This window comes from Oceaniovalibus sp. ACAM 378 (assembly GCF_008085915.1).
Taxonomy (GTDB): Bacteria; Pseudomonadota; Alphaproteobacteria; order Rhodobacterales; family Rhodobacteraceae; genus Oceaniglobus.
In genome coordinates this window covers 152,115-166,093 of sequence record NZ_VSJK01000009.1, presented here as the reverse complement: position 1 = coordinate 166,093, position 13,979 = coordinate 152,115, and the positions used below count along the sequence as shown (strand labels likewise).

15 protein-coding genes and 1 pseudogene are annotated in these 13,979 nt (G+C 61.7%); 14 read left to right on the top strand and 2 right to left on the bottom strand.

The window, feature by feature from the left end; genetic code table 11:
• Positions 1-29: 29 nt before the first annotated feature.
• Complete coding sequence (locus FQ320_RS14005) at positions 30-1,193, bottom strand: M20 aminoacylase family protein (RefSeq protein WP_148473265.1); 1,164 nt, start codon at positions 1,191-1,193, stop codon at positions 30-32.
• A 63-nt stretch (positions 1,194-1,256) separates the two neighbouring features.
• Positions 1,257-2,183: a calcium/sodium antiporter gene (locus FQ320_RS14000; RefSeq protein WP_148473263.1), complete on the bottom strand. Its 927-nt coding sequence runs from the start codon at positions 2,181-2,183 to the stop codon at positions 1,257-1,259.
• Between the two features lie 564 nt (positions 2,184-2,747).
• Here FQ320_RS14000 and FQ320_RS13995 point away from each other — a divergent pair.
• The 14 genes and pseudogenes from FQ320_RS13995 to FQ320_RS13930 all read left to right on the top strand — a co-directional run bounded on the left by FQ320_RS13995 (position 2,748) and on the right by FQ320_RS13930 (position 13,931).
• Positions 2,748-3,743 (top strand): ABC transporter ATP-binding protein, encoded by a 996-nt coding sequence (locus FQ320_RS13995; protein WP_148473261.1) that lies wholly within the window; start codon positions 2,748-2,750, stop codon positions 3,741-3,743.
• An 83-nt stretch (positions 3,744-3,826) separates the two neighbouring features.
• Positions 3,827-4,855, top strand: a complete 1,029-nt coding sequence (locus tag FQ320_RS13990; RefSeq protein ID WP_148473260.1) for an ABC transporter ATP-binding protein — start codon at positions 3,827-3,829, stop codon at positions 4,853-4,855.
• Complete coding sequence (locus FQ320_RS13985; RefSeq protein ID WP_148473258.1) at positions 4,852-6,597, top strand: peptide ABC transporter substrate-binding protein; 1,746 nt, start codon at positions 4,852-4,854, stop codon at positions 6,595-6,597. The genes FQ320_RS13990 and FQ320_RS13985 overlap by 4 nt, the downstream gene beginning before the upstream one ends.
• Before the next feature lie 150 nt (positions 6,598-6,747).
• Complete coding sequence (locus FQ320_RS13980) at positions 6,748-7,755, top strand: ABC transporter permease (RefSeq protein WP_148473256.1); 1,008 nt, start codon at positions 6,748-6,750, stop codon at positions 7,753-7,755.
• Complete coding sequence (locus FQ320_RS13975) at positions 7,748-8,710, top strand: ABC transporter permease (RefSeq protein ID WP_148473254.1); 963 nt, start codon at positions 7,748-7,750, stop codon at positions 8,708-8,710. Before FQ320_RS13980 ends, FQ320_RS13975 begins: the two co-directional genes overlap by 8 nt.
• Positions 8,711-8,788: 78 nt before the next feature.
• Positions 8,789-9,364 carry an FAD-dependent monooxygenase gene (locus FQ320_RS13970; protein ID WP_148473252.1) on the top strand — a complete coding sequence of 192 codons (576 nt, stop codon included), beginning with the start codon at positions 8,789-8,791 and terminating at the stop codon, positions 9,362-9,364.
• A gap of 87 nt (positions 9,365-9,451) precedes the next feature.
• Complete coding sequence (gene pcaC, locus FQ320_RS13965) at positions 9,452-9,832, top strand: 4-carboxymuconolactone decarboxylase (RefSeq protein ID WP_148473250.1); 381 nt, start codon at positions 9,452-9,454, stop codon at positions 9,830-9,832.
• Between the two features lie 38 nt (positions 9,833-9,870).
• Positions 9,871-10,038: pseudogene (locus FQ320_RS13960) on the top strand (protocatechuate 3,4-dioxygenase subunit beta); the annotation flags it as partial.
• Positions 10,039-10,087: 49 nt separating this feature from the next.
• Positions 10,088-10,927, top strand: a complete 840-nt coding sequence (locus tag FQ320_RS13955) for a 3-keto-5-aminohexanoate cleavage protein (protein ID WP_148473248.1) — start codon at positions 10,088-10,090, stop codon at positions 10,925-10,927.
• Between the two features lie 132 nt (positions 10,928-11,059).
• On the top strand, positions 11,060-11,512 hold the full coding sequence (locus tag FQ320_RS13950; RefSeq protein WP_148473246.1) for a hypothetical protein: 453 nt from the start codon (positions 11,060-11,062) through the stop codon (positions 11,510-11,512).
• A gap of 5 nt (positions 11,513-11,517) precedes the next feature.
• A complete protein-coding gene (locus tag FQ320_RS13945; RefSeq protein WP_148473377.1) occupies positions 11,518-12,084 on the top strand; it encodes a hypothetical protein in 567 nt (188 codons plus the stop codon).
• Positions 12,081-12,641 (top strand): SCO family protein, encoded by a 561-nt coding sequence (locus tag FQ320_RS13940; protein ID WP_148473244.1) that lies wholly within the window; start codon positions 12,081-12,083, stop codon positions 12,639-12,641. The genes FQ320_RS13945 and FQ320_RS13940 overlap by 4 nt, the downstream gene beginning before the upstream one ends.
• Before the next feature lies 1 nt (position 12,642).
• Entirely contained in the window at positions 12,643-13,116 is a 474-nt protein-coding gene (locus FQ320_RS13935) for a rhodanese-like domain-containing protein (RefSeq protein WP_148473242.1), read from the top strand.
• Positions 13,113-13,931 (top strand): PHB depolymerase family esterase, encoded by an 819-nt coding sequence (locus FQ320_RS13930; protein WP_255509506.1) that lies wholly within the window; start codon positions 13,113-13,115, stop codon positions 13,929-13,931. The genes FQ320_RS13935 and FQ320_RS13930 overlap by 4 nt, the downstream gene beginning before the upstream one ends.
• Positions 13,932-13,979 lie beyond the last annotated feature (48 nt).

Genomic DNA, 13,979 nt, shown 5'->3' with positions numbered 1-13,979 from the left:
AAATCCACCTTGTCCTAGGTCGTGGGCCCCTAGGTCGCGGGCATCCGCATCTCAGCGACACCCGCCCACCAGGAACATCCCGCCGGAATCGCCTCATCCGTAAAGTTGTACTTCGGGTGGTGTACGCCTGCCGTGTCGCCGTTGCCGACAAGGATATAAGCCCCCGGCCGCGCATTCAGCAGAAACGCAAAGTCTTCGCCCCCCATGACCAGCGGCGCATCGGCGCAGGCGCCCGCCACATTGCGCGCGACTTCGGCGGCGAATTCAGTCTGTTCTTCGGAATTCACCATGACGGGATAGTTACGGTTATAATGGACCTTTGCCGTGCAGCCCATCGCCTTTGCCGTCAGCTCGCAGATCTCGGTCAGACGAGTTTCGGCCAGATCGTGCACCTCTTCGTTCAGGGTGCGCACCGTGCCACGCAGACGCACACGGGGCGGTATGACGTTGAACGCGTCGCCTTCGCTCTGGAACGATGTGACCGACACCACCACCTGCTCTACGGGATCGGCGTTGCGCGATGCGATCGTCTGCAGTGCAGTGACAATCTGCGACGCGGCGACGATCGGATCGATACATTCGTTCGGTTTGGCACCGTGGCCGCCCCGGCCTTCGATGTCGATCTCGAACACATCGGTGGCGGCGAAAAACGCGCCCGGACGGATGGCAAAGCTGCCCACGGGCATGCCGGGCCAGTTGTGCATGCCATAGACTTCCTGAATGCCGAATTTTTCCATCAGACCGTCGTTGACCATCTCTCTGCCGCCGCCGCCACCTTCTTCAGCGGGCTGAAAGATCACCACGACCGTACCGTCGAAGTTGCGTGTCTCGGACAAGTATTTCGCGGCCCCGAGCAGCATGGCGGTATGCCCGTCATGGCCGCAGGCGTGCATTTTACCTTTGGTTTGCGATGCATAGGGCAGACCTGTGTCTTCGACGATCGGCAGGGCGTCCATATCGGCGCGCAATCCGATCACCTTGCCCGATCCCGTCTTGCGCCCTTTGATGACACCGACGACTCCGGTGCGACCCAAACCTGTCACCACATCGTCACAGCCAAATTCGCGCAACTTTGCCTCAACGATGCCGCTGGTGCGGTGGGTGTCAAACAGCAGTTCAGGGTGGGTGTGGAAATCGCGCCGCCATTCGGTGATTTCGGGCAGAAGTTCGGCAAAGCGGTTTCTCACGGGCATAGAGCGTCCTTTCGATTGTTTGGCCGAACCGTGGCAGGCCCGGCGCGCGGCGTAAAGGGGGGGTCAGAGAGTTGTCGCAAGGCGGGCAAGATATGCGCCATACCCGGCCAGAAACACCGCACCCTGCAAACGTGACAGCCGCCATGCCCGCAGGATCACCGCGATCAAAAGCGCGGTCGCGCCGCACATGACCCAGATGTCAAAACCGGCGATGCTTGCCGGAACCTGCAACGGGCGCACCAGCGCGGTGACGCCAAGTATCCCAAGGATGTTGAAAATATTGCTGCCCAGGATGTTGCCGACAGCGATGTCCGCTTGGCCGCGGCGCGCCGCCACGACCGAAGTGACGAGTTCCGGCAAAGACGTGCCCACGGCAACCACCGTCAGCCCGATCACCGCCTCGGACACGCCGAAATCTGCCGCGATGCCGACTGCGCCGGTGACCAGCGCCCGCGCCCCAATCAGGGTCAGAACCAACCCGCCCAGCGCCAAAAGCGCCGCCATCCCCATTCCGGTGTCCAAGCCGGGCAGGTCATCGGACCCGGGTGCGCCCCGGCTGTCGCGCAGTGTCATCCACAAATACACCGCCAATGCGGCGATCAGAAACGCGCCCCCTGCCCGCCCCAACTCGCCAAACACAACCAGCCCGGCACAGAGCAGCGTTGCCACCATCATCGTGCCACCATCGCGCATGAACCCGGCTTTCGACACCGCAATCGGCGAAATCACTGCGGCGATCCCCAGGATCAGCAGGATATTGGCGATATTGCTGCCGACAACGTTGCCCACCGCAATGCCGGGCGCACCGGACAGGGCGGCCTGCAGGCTGGTCATCAGTTCGGGGGTGGATGTCCCGAACCCCACAAGGGTCAGCCCGATGATCAGCGGTGAAATACGCAAACGCGATGCGATGGCGACCGCGCCGCGCACCAGGAACTCTCCACCACCGATCAGGGCGGCAAAGCCGGCAAGTACCAAGAGGATATCCATGGATGAAAAACTTTTAGCGGCACATGACTTTGGATCGCGGTGGTGCCCGTGCCGTGACATCCGGAATATGGGGGTGCGGTGGCGGCGCGCAATCGGTGCGGTGGCGATTATTTCGCAGGGCAGACTGCGTTACCGGGACCGAACGCCCGGCAGGTCATCCCCTGCTGTGCGGATCGTTGCGGCGGCACGCTCCCGTTGGCTCGACCTGCTTTAGCCAAGTTCGCCACGCCGCGCTATTCTGGGTCAGGCAACCTATCGGTCAAGGCGGCATGGGCGGGTAAATGCGGCGTGTCAGGCTCAGGCTCCGGCGACAGTACAAGTGCAAGTACAAGTGCAAGTGCAAGTGCAAGTGCAAGTGCAAGTGCAAGTGCAATAGTGGCGTGCGGTTTGCGCCAGGTCAAGCGAGGGCAGCTGACCCCGCGCGAAAGCTCAGGGTTGGCGCGAGGTTACCGGAATAGAGGTTGTCGGAACGGCATTCTTGGACAACAGTTAACCAAACCCGTGGCGGACTGCCCGATATCAGCCGATCCGGGACAAGAAAAGGAACTGACCGGGGGGTCGTACATGCCGGATGGCGTCTTGCCCGTCCTTGATGTCAGGGACCTGACGACCGTTTTTCACACGCGCTCTGGCGATCTTCATGCGGTGAATTCCGTCAGCTTTGATCTGCACGCCGGAGAACTGCTGGGGGTGGTCGGTGAATCCGGGTCGGGTAAATCAGTGACGATGATGGCGCTGATCGGGCTGCTGCCGTCGCCGCCTGCCGTTGTGCGGAGCGGTCAGGTGCTGTTTGGCGGTCATGATCTTCTGACGGTGGACAAGGACACATTGCGCGCCATCAGGGGCAAGCGGATCGGTTTCGTGTTTCAGGATCCGATGACCTCGCTGAACCCGGTGTTTACCGTCGGCTTTCAAATCATGGAGCCATTGCGCAAACACATGGGGCTGAACAAGTCAGCGGCTTGGACCCGGGCGGCCGAGTTGCTGCACCTCGTCGGCATCCCTGACGCGACGCAGCGGCTGAAGGATTATCCGCATCAGTTTTCCGGCGGCATGCGGCAGCGGGTGATGATTGCCATGGCGCTGGCCTGCGACCCAGAAGTGCTGATCGCCGACGAACCCACCACCGCACTGGACGTGACGATTCAGGCGCAGATTCTCGAGCTGATCAAGGCGTTGCGCGAAAAGTCGGGGATGGCGATCATCTGGATCACCCACGATCTTGGTGTGATCGCCGGGATCGCAGACCGGGTGATCGTGATGTACGGCGGTCAGGTGGTCGAACAGGCGCCGGTGGCCGAGTTGTTCGCCAATCCCCGCCACCCCTATACCCGCGCACTCCTCAAGACGGTTCCGTCGGTGCACGGCCAGCGCGCGGCGCGGTTGAAGGTGATCGAGGGGCAGCCGCCGATCCTGCGCTCTGCGCCCGATGCCTGTGTGTTTCTGCCACGCTGCGCCCATGGGTTCGGCCGCTGTGCCGCCGAGAACCCGCAACGCCGTGCTGTAGGTGTCGGGCATGACCTGGCCTGCCACTGGGATGGAGAGACGGAAGATGGATAGGCCGGGCGCTCTTCGGTCCTTGCGTCCCTCATCGCGCAAGCCCGCCCCGCGAGGAGCAACTGCAAGGAAGCGAGGAGCGCGCCATGGTCGATACCTTGGCTGAACCACCCCCGCCTCTGGTGCAGGTTCGCAACCTGACCATGCACTTCCCGGTCCATGGCGGTTTGCTGCAACGCCGGGTGGGCGCCATAAAGGCTGTCGACGGTGTGACCTTCGATATCCACCGGGGCGAAACCCTTGGGCTTGTCGGTGAATCGGGCTGCGGCAAGACGACGTGTGGGCGGGCGATCCTGCGGCTCTATGAACTGACCGGCGGATCGGTCCATATCGGCGGCACGAACATCGCCGAGGCCACCCCCGACCAGTTGCGCAAACTGCGCCCCGCCATGCAGATGGTGTTTCAGGATCCTCTGGCGTCGCTGAACCCGCGCATGACGGTCGCCTCGATCATTGGCGAGCCGCTGAAGGAACACACCAGACTCGACAAAACCGAGAGGCTGGCACGGATTCACGAATTGATGGATCAGGTCGGGTTGAACCACGATTTCGCCAACCGCTATCCGCACGAATTTTCCGGCGGGCAGCGTCAGCGGATCGGCATTGCGCGGGCTCTCGCCCTGAACCCGCAGTTCATCGTTTGCGACGAACCCATTGCCGCACTGGATGTTTCAATTCAGGCGCAGGTGGTGAACCTGCTTGAGGATTTACAGGACCGGCTAGGTCTGACCTATTTGTTCATCAGTCACGACCTGTCCATGGTACGCCATATCGCTGACCGGGTGGCGGTGATGTATCTTGGGCGGATCGTCGAGCTGGCCCCGCGTGAATCGCTCTACTCCGACCCAAGGCACCCCTATACCCGTGCGCTGCTTTCGGCGGTGCCCGAGCCCGATCCGGTACTGGCCGCGCGCCGGAATCGCATGATCCTGACCGGCGATGTGCCGTCTCCTGCACACCCACCCGAGGGATGCAACTTTTGCACCCGTTGCCCGCAGGTGATGGACATCTGCACCACCATCGACCCCGAATTCCGCGAGGTGGAGCCCGGGCGTTTCGTGGCCTGCCATTTATTGACCGAGCCGAAGAACAACCAACAAGGGAGCCTATTGTGAAATTGAGAACAGCCCTTCGGGGTGCTGTCGCCATTGCGGCGCTTGCCCCGTTCGTCGTCCCGATCGTCGCCCCGACGATGGCCGATGCCGAAACCCAAACAGGCGAGCGTGGCCGCGATGGTGAGGTCAAGATCATCTATTGGCAGGCGCCGTCGATCATGAACCCGTTCCTGTCGGGCGGCACAAAGGACGCCGAGGCGGCATCGCTGGTTCTTGAACCGCTGGGCCGCTACGATCAGGAGGGCAACCCTGTGGCGTTTCTGGCGGCCGAGATCCCGACGATTGCCAATGGCGGCGTGAGCGAAGACCTGACCAGCATCACATGGCAGATCAAGCCAGATCTGAAATGGTCCGACGGTACGGCCTTCACCTCGGCGGATGTGGTATTCACCGCCGAATATTGCATGGACCCCGATGGCGGCTGTGCCCAACTTGCCAAATTCGAAGGTGTCGAAACCGTCGAAGCGCTGGACGAACTGACCGTCAAGGTAACGTTCAAGGAACCCAAGCCGAACCCCTATCTGCCGTTCATGGGCGGCCAGTCGCCGATCCTTCAGGCCGCACAGTTTGCCGAATGCATGGGTGCCCGCGCGCCCGAATGTACCGATGCAAACTTCAACCCAATCGGCACCGGTCCCTTTACCGTCAAGGAATTCCGCCCGAACGATGTGATCACCATGGAGGCGAATCCGCACTATCGCGATCCGTCAAAACCGGCCTTTGCCACGCTGACCCTGAAGGGCGGCGGCGATTCAGCTGCGGCGGGGCGTGCGGTACTGGAAACCGGCGAATACGACTATGCATGGAACCTGTTGCTTGCCCCCGAAGTGATTGCCAACATGGCGGCGGCGGGCAAGGGCACGCCGGTTTCCGCGTTCGGCACACTGGTTGAACGGATTGAGATAAACCTGACCGATCCCTCTGCCGACCTGCCCGAGGGCGAGCGTTCGACCCTCACGCATCCGCACCCGATCCTGTCGGATGGCCGTGTGCGCAAAGCTCTGAGCATTGCCATCGACCGCGATTTGTTGGTCGAGATCGGCTATGGTCAGGCCGGGCGCGCCACCTGCAATGTGGTGCCCGCGCCTGCGATGTATGCCTCGGACAACACCGATTGCATGCCTCAGGACGTCGAACGTGCCAAGGCGTTGCTGGACGAGGCCGGGTGGACAGACAGTGACGGCGATGGCATCCGCGACAAGGACGGCAAGAAACTGTCGTTGCTATTCCAAACCTCGGTCAACGCGGTGCGGCAGGATTTTCAGGCCCTGATCAAACAGTGGTGGAGCGATATCGGTGTGGAAACCGAACTGCGCGCGATCGACGGATCGGTCTATTTCGGCGGCGATCCGGGTTCGCCCGACACATTCCAAAAGTTCTATGGCGACGTTGGACTGTTCGCCAACAACTTCGACGGTACCGACCCCGAGGCCTATCTGGCCGCCTATACCTGCGAAAAGATCCCCGGCCCCGAAAGCCAATGGCAGGGTGAAAACATCAACCGGTTCTGCGATCCGGCCTATGACGAACTGATCGCCGAATTGGGTCGCACAGGAGATCTGAACGAACGCGGCCGCATCGCCAAACGGTTGAATGATATGATCACCAAAGACACCGATATTGTTCTTCCGCTGGTCGACCGGGGCCGGGTTTCGGCGCATTCCAATTCTCTGGGCGGGGTTATCCTGAACACCTGGGACTCAGAACTATGGAACGTCGCTGACTGGTATCGCGTCAAGTGATGCACGCCGGGCGTGTCGGGTTTTTCCGATGCGCACGGGGTGTGGCGGACAATGCTGCGCGCCGGGGTGTGGCGGGCTGCCGCGACGCACCCCCGGGGGGCGGCCGGCACTGCGCCCGCCCCCGCTCCGCGACCCTGACACGAGGCGCCCATGCTGATCTTCACCTTCAGGCGCTTGCTGATATCGGTGCCAACCCTGCTGTTCATCGCGCTGGTGATCTTCCTGCTGCTGGACTTGTCACCCGGCGACCCGATGGCGCAGGTGCCATTGACCGTCCCGCCCGAGGTCAAGGAAAAGATGCGGCTGGCGCTGGGGCTGGGTGAACCGGGCTATATCCGGTTTGCCAAATGGCTGATCCAGTTCTTCTGGATCGAACCGTTGAACACTGTTGACCACATCTTTGGCACCGGTTTTGCCGAGGGCAAGTTGCGGGTGATCTCATGGCAAACCCGCAGCCCGGTGATGGACATCATCTATCAGCGCCTGCCCCAGACCCTGTGGGTGGTTGGGCTGTCCTATGTCGTGGGGGTGCTGATCGCGCTCCCGATCGGCATCTACTCGGCCTATCGGCAATACTCAGTCTTCGATCAGGCGGGCACCTTCGTTTCGATGGTCGGTTATTCCGTGCCGCCGTTCTTTTCCGGTGTGCTGCTGATCGTGATCTTCTCGGTCAAACTGGGCTGGTTGCCGTCGATTTATGACACCACCCATGTCGTGAATGACTGGGCCAGCTTCAAGGTGCAGCTAAAGCAGATGATCATGCCCGTCATGGTTCTGGCGTTGCAGACCACGGCGCAGATCAGCCGTTTCATGCGCGCGTCGATGCTCGACAACCTCAATCAGGATTATGTCCGGACCGCCCGGGCCAAAGGAATGTCGGAATCCGTCGTGGTCATGGTGCATGTCCTGCGCAATTCGATGATCCCGGTCGTCACCGTGATCGCAATGGGGGTGCCGGGCATCTTTGGCGGGGCGATCATCACGGAACAGGTGTTCAAGGTGAACGGGATCGGGCAACTGCTGATCACTTCGATTCAGGCCAACGATCTGCCCATGGTCCAAACGCTGACCTTTATTTTCGCCGTCCTGATCGTGGTGTTCAATCTGATCGCAGACATTCTCTATGGCGTCCTTGACCCAAGGATCCGCTATGACTGACCCCGTAACCCGCCCCAAAACCGCCCCGGTGATCCACAACGCAGTCGGCCCGGCGCAACCCGCCGGGCTTTCGGCGCTGCCGCGCAATCAATGGCTGGAGGTCTGGGATCAGTTCCGCCGCCACAAAGGGGCGGTGGCGGGTTTAGGTTTCTTCATGCTCATGTTGCTGGCGGTCGGCGTCGGCCCGCTGCTCTGGGACATTGACCCAAAATACATCGATATCCCCGCCCGCAACGCCGGACCCAGCCTTGCGCATCCGTTCGGCACCGATCAACTGGGCCGCGACACGCTGGCGCGGATGATCTCGGGCGGACAGACCAGTGTTGCGGTCGGTCTGATGGCAATGGCGCTCTCGCTGTTTCTGGGCACACTCATCGGCGTTCTGGCCGGATATTTTCGACGACTCGACGGGCTGTTGATGCGGCTAACCGACCTGTTCCTTGCGCTGCCGTTGCTGCCGCTGCTGCTGGTGGTCATCATGCTGTTTCGCGATACGCTGCGGTCGGCGTTCGGGCCGGAAACCGGGATTTTCATTCTCATCGTCGCGGTGATCGGGATGACAAGCTGGATGCAGACGGCGCGGATCGTGCGTGGCGATGTTCTGGCGATCAAAGAGCGTGAGTTCGTGCTGGCCGCGCGCAGCATCGGCACACCCGACCGGCGGATGATCACGCGCCATATCCTGCCCAATGTGATGTCCCCCATCCTGGTCAGCGCGACACTGGGCATCGCCAACGCGATCATCACGGAAAGCGCCTTGTCGTTTCTTGGGCTCGGGTTTCCTTCGGATTTTCCCACCTGGGGGCGGCTGCTGTTTGATTCGACCGATTACCTGCAGCAGTATCCCGAACGGGTGATGTGGCCCGGTCTGGCGATATCGCTGAGCGTGCTGTCAGTGAATTACATCGGCGACGGGCTGCGCGACGCGCTGGATCCACGCATTCGCGGACGTTAGACGGGTCGGACAGATGCAAACGGTTGCCGTCAGGCGTATCCGTCATCCACAGTGAAACCGCGGGATCGAGAGGGATCGATGAAGACACAGGTTGCCATCATCGGTGGCGGGCCATCCCGACTTTTGCTCTCGCAGCTTCTGCACAGGCGCGGGATCGACAGCGTGGTTCTGGAGCGCAAGACCAAGGAATATGTTGTCGGGCGAATCCGCGCCGGGGTTCTGGAACAGGGGCTGGTCACCCTGTTGGAGCAGGCAGGTTGCGGCGACAGGATGCACGCCAAGGGGTACACCCATGCCGGGACGCTGATTGCCTTTGGCGAAGAAACGTTCCGGATTGATTTCGCGCATCCCACTGGCAAGCCGGTGATGGTCTATGGCCAGACAAAGGTAACTCGTGACCTGTACGCGGCACGCGAGAACACAGCCGCGTTGGACGTGCATTACCTGTACAATGCCCTGCGGGATTTCTATGAGAACAACAGCTTTGCGGCGATCGAACAATACTCCCGACAGGCGCTGAAACGGGTCTGGATGGCCGAGCGGTTCTCGTGGTGGTTCTCATCGCTCTTGTACCGGTTTCCCGATCAGACGCCGTTCGATCTGAAAATGCAGCCCGCCGAGCTTGAATTTCTGCGCACCAATGAGGTGGCGTAAAGGGCGATGGCCGAAAACTATGTCGGGCTCCCCTATTGACGGGCCGCGCCAGTGCAGAAACATTCCGCCAATAACAGGAGCAGTTGCATGTCAGAACGATACGAGGCCGGAATGGCCGTGCGCCGCGCGGTGCTGGGCGATGCCCATGTCGACCGCGCCGAGGCGGCGAAAACCCCGTTTGACGCGCCGTTTCAGCAATTGATCACCGAAGGTGCATGGGGCACGGTATGGGCCGACGATACGATTTCACACCGCGACCGGTCGCTGCTGACGCTGGCGCTGCTTGCCGCGACGGGAAATTTCGACGAGATCCCGATGCATATACGCGCCAGCCAGAACACCGGCGCCACCCCGGATGAGATTTTGCAGGCGTTCCTGCATGTGGCGGTCTATGCCGGGGTTCCCAAGGCCAACCATGCCATCAAACTGGCGAAAGAGACGTTTCGCGACATGGGGATCGAGCTATGAGCAAGACGGCACAACCCGACGGATACATCCCGCGCGACCGGTCCCACCATCGCAAGGAAAGCGATCTGGCACCGCTCGATCCGAATTTCGGTGGCTGTGGGCGGGTGATCCCCGGCGACGATGGTGGTTCTGAATTCCGCACGGTGCAACCCGGCCCTTATCCCTGGCCCAACGGCATGAACGACTGGCGCCCGGCGCATATCCACCTGCAAGGCTCGCAGGAAACCATCATTTTCGATAGCTGAAGGGTTACCCATGACCACACCATGCATCATCTGCGTCGCGATTACCGGATCGGTTCCGACCAAGGCCGACAATCCCGCCGTGCCGACCACGATTTCCGAACAGGTGGAATCGACCCATGCGGCGTTCGAGGCCGGGGCCAGCATCGTTCATGCCCATGTGCGCAACGATGACCAGACCCCCACATCCGACCCCGAAAAGTTCGCCCGCCTGATGGAGGGGATCGCAGAACACTGCCCCGGAATGATCATTCAACTGTCGACCGGTGGGCGGTCAGGTGCGGGACCCGAGCGGGGCGGGATGCTGCCCCTGCGCCCTGATATGGCATCCCTTGCCGTCGGATCGAACAACTTTCCCACGCGCGTCTATGAAAATCCGCCCGCTCTGGTGGATTGGCTGGCCGCCGAAATGCTGACCCACGATGTAAAGCCCGAGATCGAGGCCTTCGATCTGAGCCATATCCTCAAGGCCGGCGAAATGTACCGTAACGGCCAGATCCGCGACACGCCCTATGTCCAATTCGTCATGGGGGTGAAAAATGCCATGCCCGCCGACCGCCATGTGTTCGATTTCTATCTCGCGACCGTGCGGCGGCTGTTTGGACCAGATGCGCCATGGTGCGCTGCCGGGATCGGCGCCAATCAGGCCGTGCTGAACGACTGGGCGATTTCCCAAGGCGGCCACGCACGCACCGGGCTTGAGGATAACGTGCGGCTGGACCGCGACACCCTTGCCGCGTCCAATGCCGCGCTGGTGCGCCGCACGGTCGCGGTATGCGAGCAATATTCGCGCCCGGTGGCCACATGGCAGCAGGCACGCGAAATTCTGGGGCTGCGACCGCAAACCGCCTGACGCGGCAAGGCCAACAGAGGCACCTCACCTCGACCCGTTCACACCTGCTTTATCCTAGGTAAAACATGGTTCCCCGAATGGCTGACCTGTGCCAGTCTGAACCATCATCCACCCGCAGACAGGAGAACGCTGATGTTGCGAGCCATTTCCCTTGCAGGCGGATTGATCGCGCTTGCGGGCGCGGGTATGGCGGCTGAGGGCACCCGTATTCAGGTCACCGGTGAAATCATTGATACATGGTGCTATTTCTCAGGCGTAATGGGCGGGCCTGATGCGGTTGTCGGCAGCGCGCATCACACCTGCGCCCTGTGGTGTTCGGCGGGCGGCATTCCCGTGGGGCTGCTGGCCGAAGACGGCACCGTCTATATGGTGCTCAAGATCGAAGGCAGTGCTGACAGCGCCGGGGGCGACACGCAACTGAAGCTGGCCAGTCACCGAATCGAAGCCGACGGAATGCTGTATGAACGCGATGGGCTGAATTATCTGGTCGTGGAAAATGTGGTGACAGACGACGGGATCACCGTGCAGAACCACGAGGATTACGGCCCGGTTCCCCCCTTTGCGGTTCCGGAGGGCGAGCGATGATCTCCATGAGACAGCTGATCCCCGCACTTTTGGTTCTCGCCACGCCTGCAGTGGCGCAGGATTTCTCGGAGGGCAGTCATGCGAAATCCTGGAACCTCTACGCCGAACAGCCGGCGCTGTTTCAGGCGCAGGTCGTGGATGTGCTCTGTGAGTTAACCGGTGATTGCCCCGAGAATTGCGGCGGTGGAGATCGGCAACTGGGTCTGGTCCGCGCCGCCGACGATGTTCTGGTACTGCCCAACAAGAACAGTCAGGCTGCATTCAACGGTGCGGTTGCCGAACTGCTGCCGTTCTGTGGTGCCGAGGTCGAGGTTGACGGGTTGCTGATCGACGATCCCGATCTGGGGGCGGTCAACATTTATCAGGTGCAACTGATCCGCAAAGTGGGCGACGCGGAATGGACCAAAGCCGACAGTTGGACCAAGGTTTGGGCCGAGAAAAACCCCGAGGCTGCGGGCAAAGGCCCGTGGTATCGACGTGACCCGCGCGTGAAAGCCGCAATCGCCAAGGATGGATATTTCGGATTGGGCCTCGAGACGGACAAGGACATCAAGGAGTTGTTGTTCGAATGATCCGCACCGCCACAGTTATCGGCGCGTTGTCTCTTGGCGGCGCATCTTTCGCCGCAGGTCTGCCCTTCGATGTGGGCGGCGCGTTCACCCTGACCGATCAATCCGGCGCGCAGCACTCGCAATCTGATCCCGACGGTTGGCCGCAACTGCTGTTCTTCGGCTATGCCAACTGTCAGCAGATATGTTCCGTCGCCCTGCCCCTGATGGCCGAGATTGCCACCGATATGGGCGCGGCGGGAATGCCGGTGCGCCCCGTGCTGATCACCGTTGATCCGGCGCGGGACACCGTTGAAACCATCGGCCCGCCGCTGGAATACCTGCATCCCGATTTCATCGGCCTGACCGGCACCCCCGAGGCTTTGCAGGTGGCCTATGACGCGTTTCAGGTCGAGTTCGAACATATTTTCGACGATCCGCAATACGGCCCGATCTTTTCCCACGGCAGTTTTATCTATCTGTTGTCCCCCACGGGCGAGGTGCTGAGCCTGCTTCCGCCGATCCTGAGCGTCGAGCAAGCGGGCGATATCCTGCGCGCCCGGCTGAAAGCGGCGGGATAAAGTGGACAAACCGATCCGCCGCTGGTTGCTTGTCGGTGTCTTCGGCGGTCTGGCCGCTCTGGGCACCGCCTATCTCGTGCTGGACGGGCGCAGCCAATTCTATGCCGCGATCACCGAAGACTTTGCCGGAGAAACGCTGAGCGCCCCCGAAGCGTACCGCATGGCCACAGAAGGCGAAATCACCATGATCGACATCCGCCGCCCCGACGAATGGGTGAAAACCGGCAGCCCGGCAGGTGCTGCGCGGATGGACCTGCGCCGCGACGATTTCATCGCCGCCCTGTCCGAAACGGTGAACGGCAACCGTGATGCACCGATTGCCCTGATCTGTGCCCGGGGGGTGCGGTCGGCGCGGCTGGGCAACTTGCTGCGCGACGCAGGGTTCACAAGGATCATTGATGTGCCCGAAGGCATGCTGGGCTCGGCTGCCGGGCCGGGATGGCTGGCGCGGGACCTGCCGGTGGACCGGTCATGATCCGCGCCGCCCTCGCATTGTTCGCACTGTCGGTTGGGCCTGCCATGGCCGGGTGCCTTGACGCCCCCGAGCCTTGCCGCGTGCCCCTGGGCACCTATCACATTGCCCTGCCCGACGGCGCGTCCGGCGACGTGCCTGCCGTGATGTTTCTGCATGGTGCGGGCGGCAAGGGGATCGGCGCGATCCGCAACACCGGCATGTCGGACACGATCCTGTCACGCGGTTATGCGCTGATTGGCCCCGATGGCATGGAGCGCCCCGGACGGTTTTCAACCGGCTGGTCGTTTCACCCCGACCGCCCGAAACAACGCGACGAACTGGCGTTTCTGAAACAGGTGGCCGATGACGCCGCCACAAGGTTCGGCGTGGACCGCAACGCGATCCTGCTTGCGGGATTTTCCATCGGCGGATCAATGACCAGCTATATCGCTTGTGAAGATCCCGGCGCCTTTGCCGCCTATGCCCCGGTGGCGGGCAGTTTCTGGCGACCGCACCCGACGGATTGTGCCGGGCCGGTGCGCCTGCTGCACACGCACGGCTGGCGCGATACCACTGTCCCGCTGGAGGGTCGGCCACTGGGTGGCGGCGCGATCAAACAGGGCGATGTGTGGAACGCCATGGTGATCTGGCGGGCAGAGAACGGCTGCGACATGATGCGCCCCGATGCCTTTGACACGATTGGCAATTTCTGGATTCGCCGCTGGGAGGACTGCGCCCCCGGCACGGCGCTGGAATTCGCCCTGCATCCCGGGACGCATGGCATCCCCAAAGGCTGGGCCACACTGGCGCTCAACTGGTTCGAGACGCTGAATTAAGGCGTGTTGCGTTCAATTGCATTCAAGTGCCGGGATGAACGCATTGTG

What these genes read in the sequence shown, in the direction of transcription:
- FQ320_RS14005 (WP_148473265.1), bottom strand. Translation starts at nt 1,193, where the DNA reads ATGCCCGTGAGAAACCGCTTTGCCGAACTTCTGCCCGAAATCACCGAA.
- FQ320_RS13950 (WP_148473246.1), top strand. Translation starts at nt 11,060, where the DNA reads ATGTTGCGAGCCATTTCCCTTGCAGGCGGATTGATCGCGCTTGCGGGC.
- FQ320_RS13970 (WP_148473252.1), top strand. Translation starts at nt 8,789, where the DNA reads ATGAAGACACAGGTTGCCATCATCGGTGGCGGGCCATCCCGACTTTTG.
- FQ320_RS13995 (WP_148473261.1), top strand. Translation starts at nt 2,748, where the DNA reads ATGCCGGATGGCGTCTTGCCCGTCCTTGATGTCAGGGACCTGACGACC.
- FQ320_RS13930 (WP_255509506.1), top strand. Translation starts at nt 13,113, where the DNA reads ATGATCCGCGCCGCCCTCGCATTGTTCGCACTGTCGGTTGGGCCTGCC.
- pcaC (WP_148473250.1), top strand. Translation starts at nt 9,452, where the DNA reads ATGTCAGAACGATACGAGGCCGGAATGGCCGTGCGCCGCGCGGTGCTG.
- FQ320_RS13955 (WP_148473248.1), top strand. Translation starts at nt 10,088, where the DNA reads ATGACCACACCATGCATCATCTGCGTCGCGATTACCGGATCGGTTCCG.
- FQ320_RS14000 (WP_148473263.1), bottom strand. Translation starts at nt 2,183, where the DNA reads ATGGATATCCTCTTGGTACTTGCCGGCTTTGCCGCCCTGATCGGTGGT.
- FQ320_RS13945 (WP_148473377.1), top strand. Translation starts at nt 11,518, where the DNA reads ATGAGACAGCTGATCCCCGCACTTTTGGTTCTCGCCACGCCTGCAGTG.
- FQ320_RS13975 (WP_148473254.1), top strand. Translation starts at nt 7,748, where the DNA reads ATGACTGACCCCGTAACCCGCCCCAAAACCGCCCCGGTGATCCACAAC.
- FQ320_RS13980 (WP_148473256.1), top strand. Translation starts at nt 6,748, where the DNA reads ATGCTGATCTTCACCTTCAGGCGCTTGCTGATATCGGTGCCAACCCTG.
- FQ320_RS13990 (WP_148473260.1), top strand. Translation starts at nt 3,827, where the DNA reads ATGGTCGATACCTTGGCTGAACCACCCCCGCCTCTGGTGCAGGTTCGC.
- FQ320_RS13940 (WP_148473244.1), top strand. Translation starts at nt 12,081, where the DNA reads ATGATCCGCACCGCCACAGTTATCGGCGCGTTGTCTCTTGGCGGCGCA.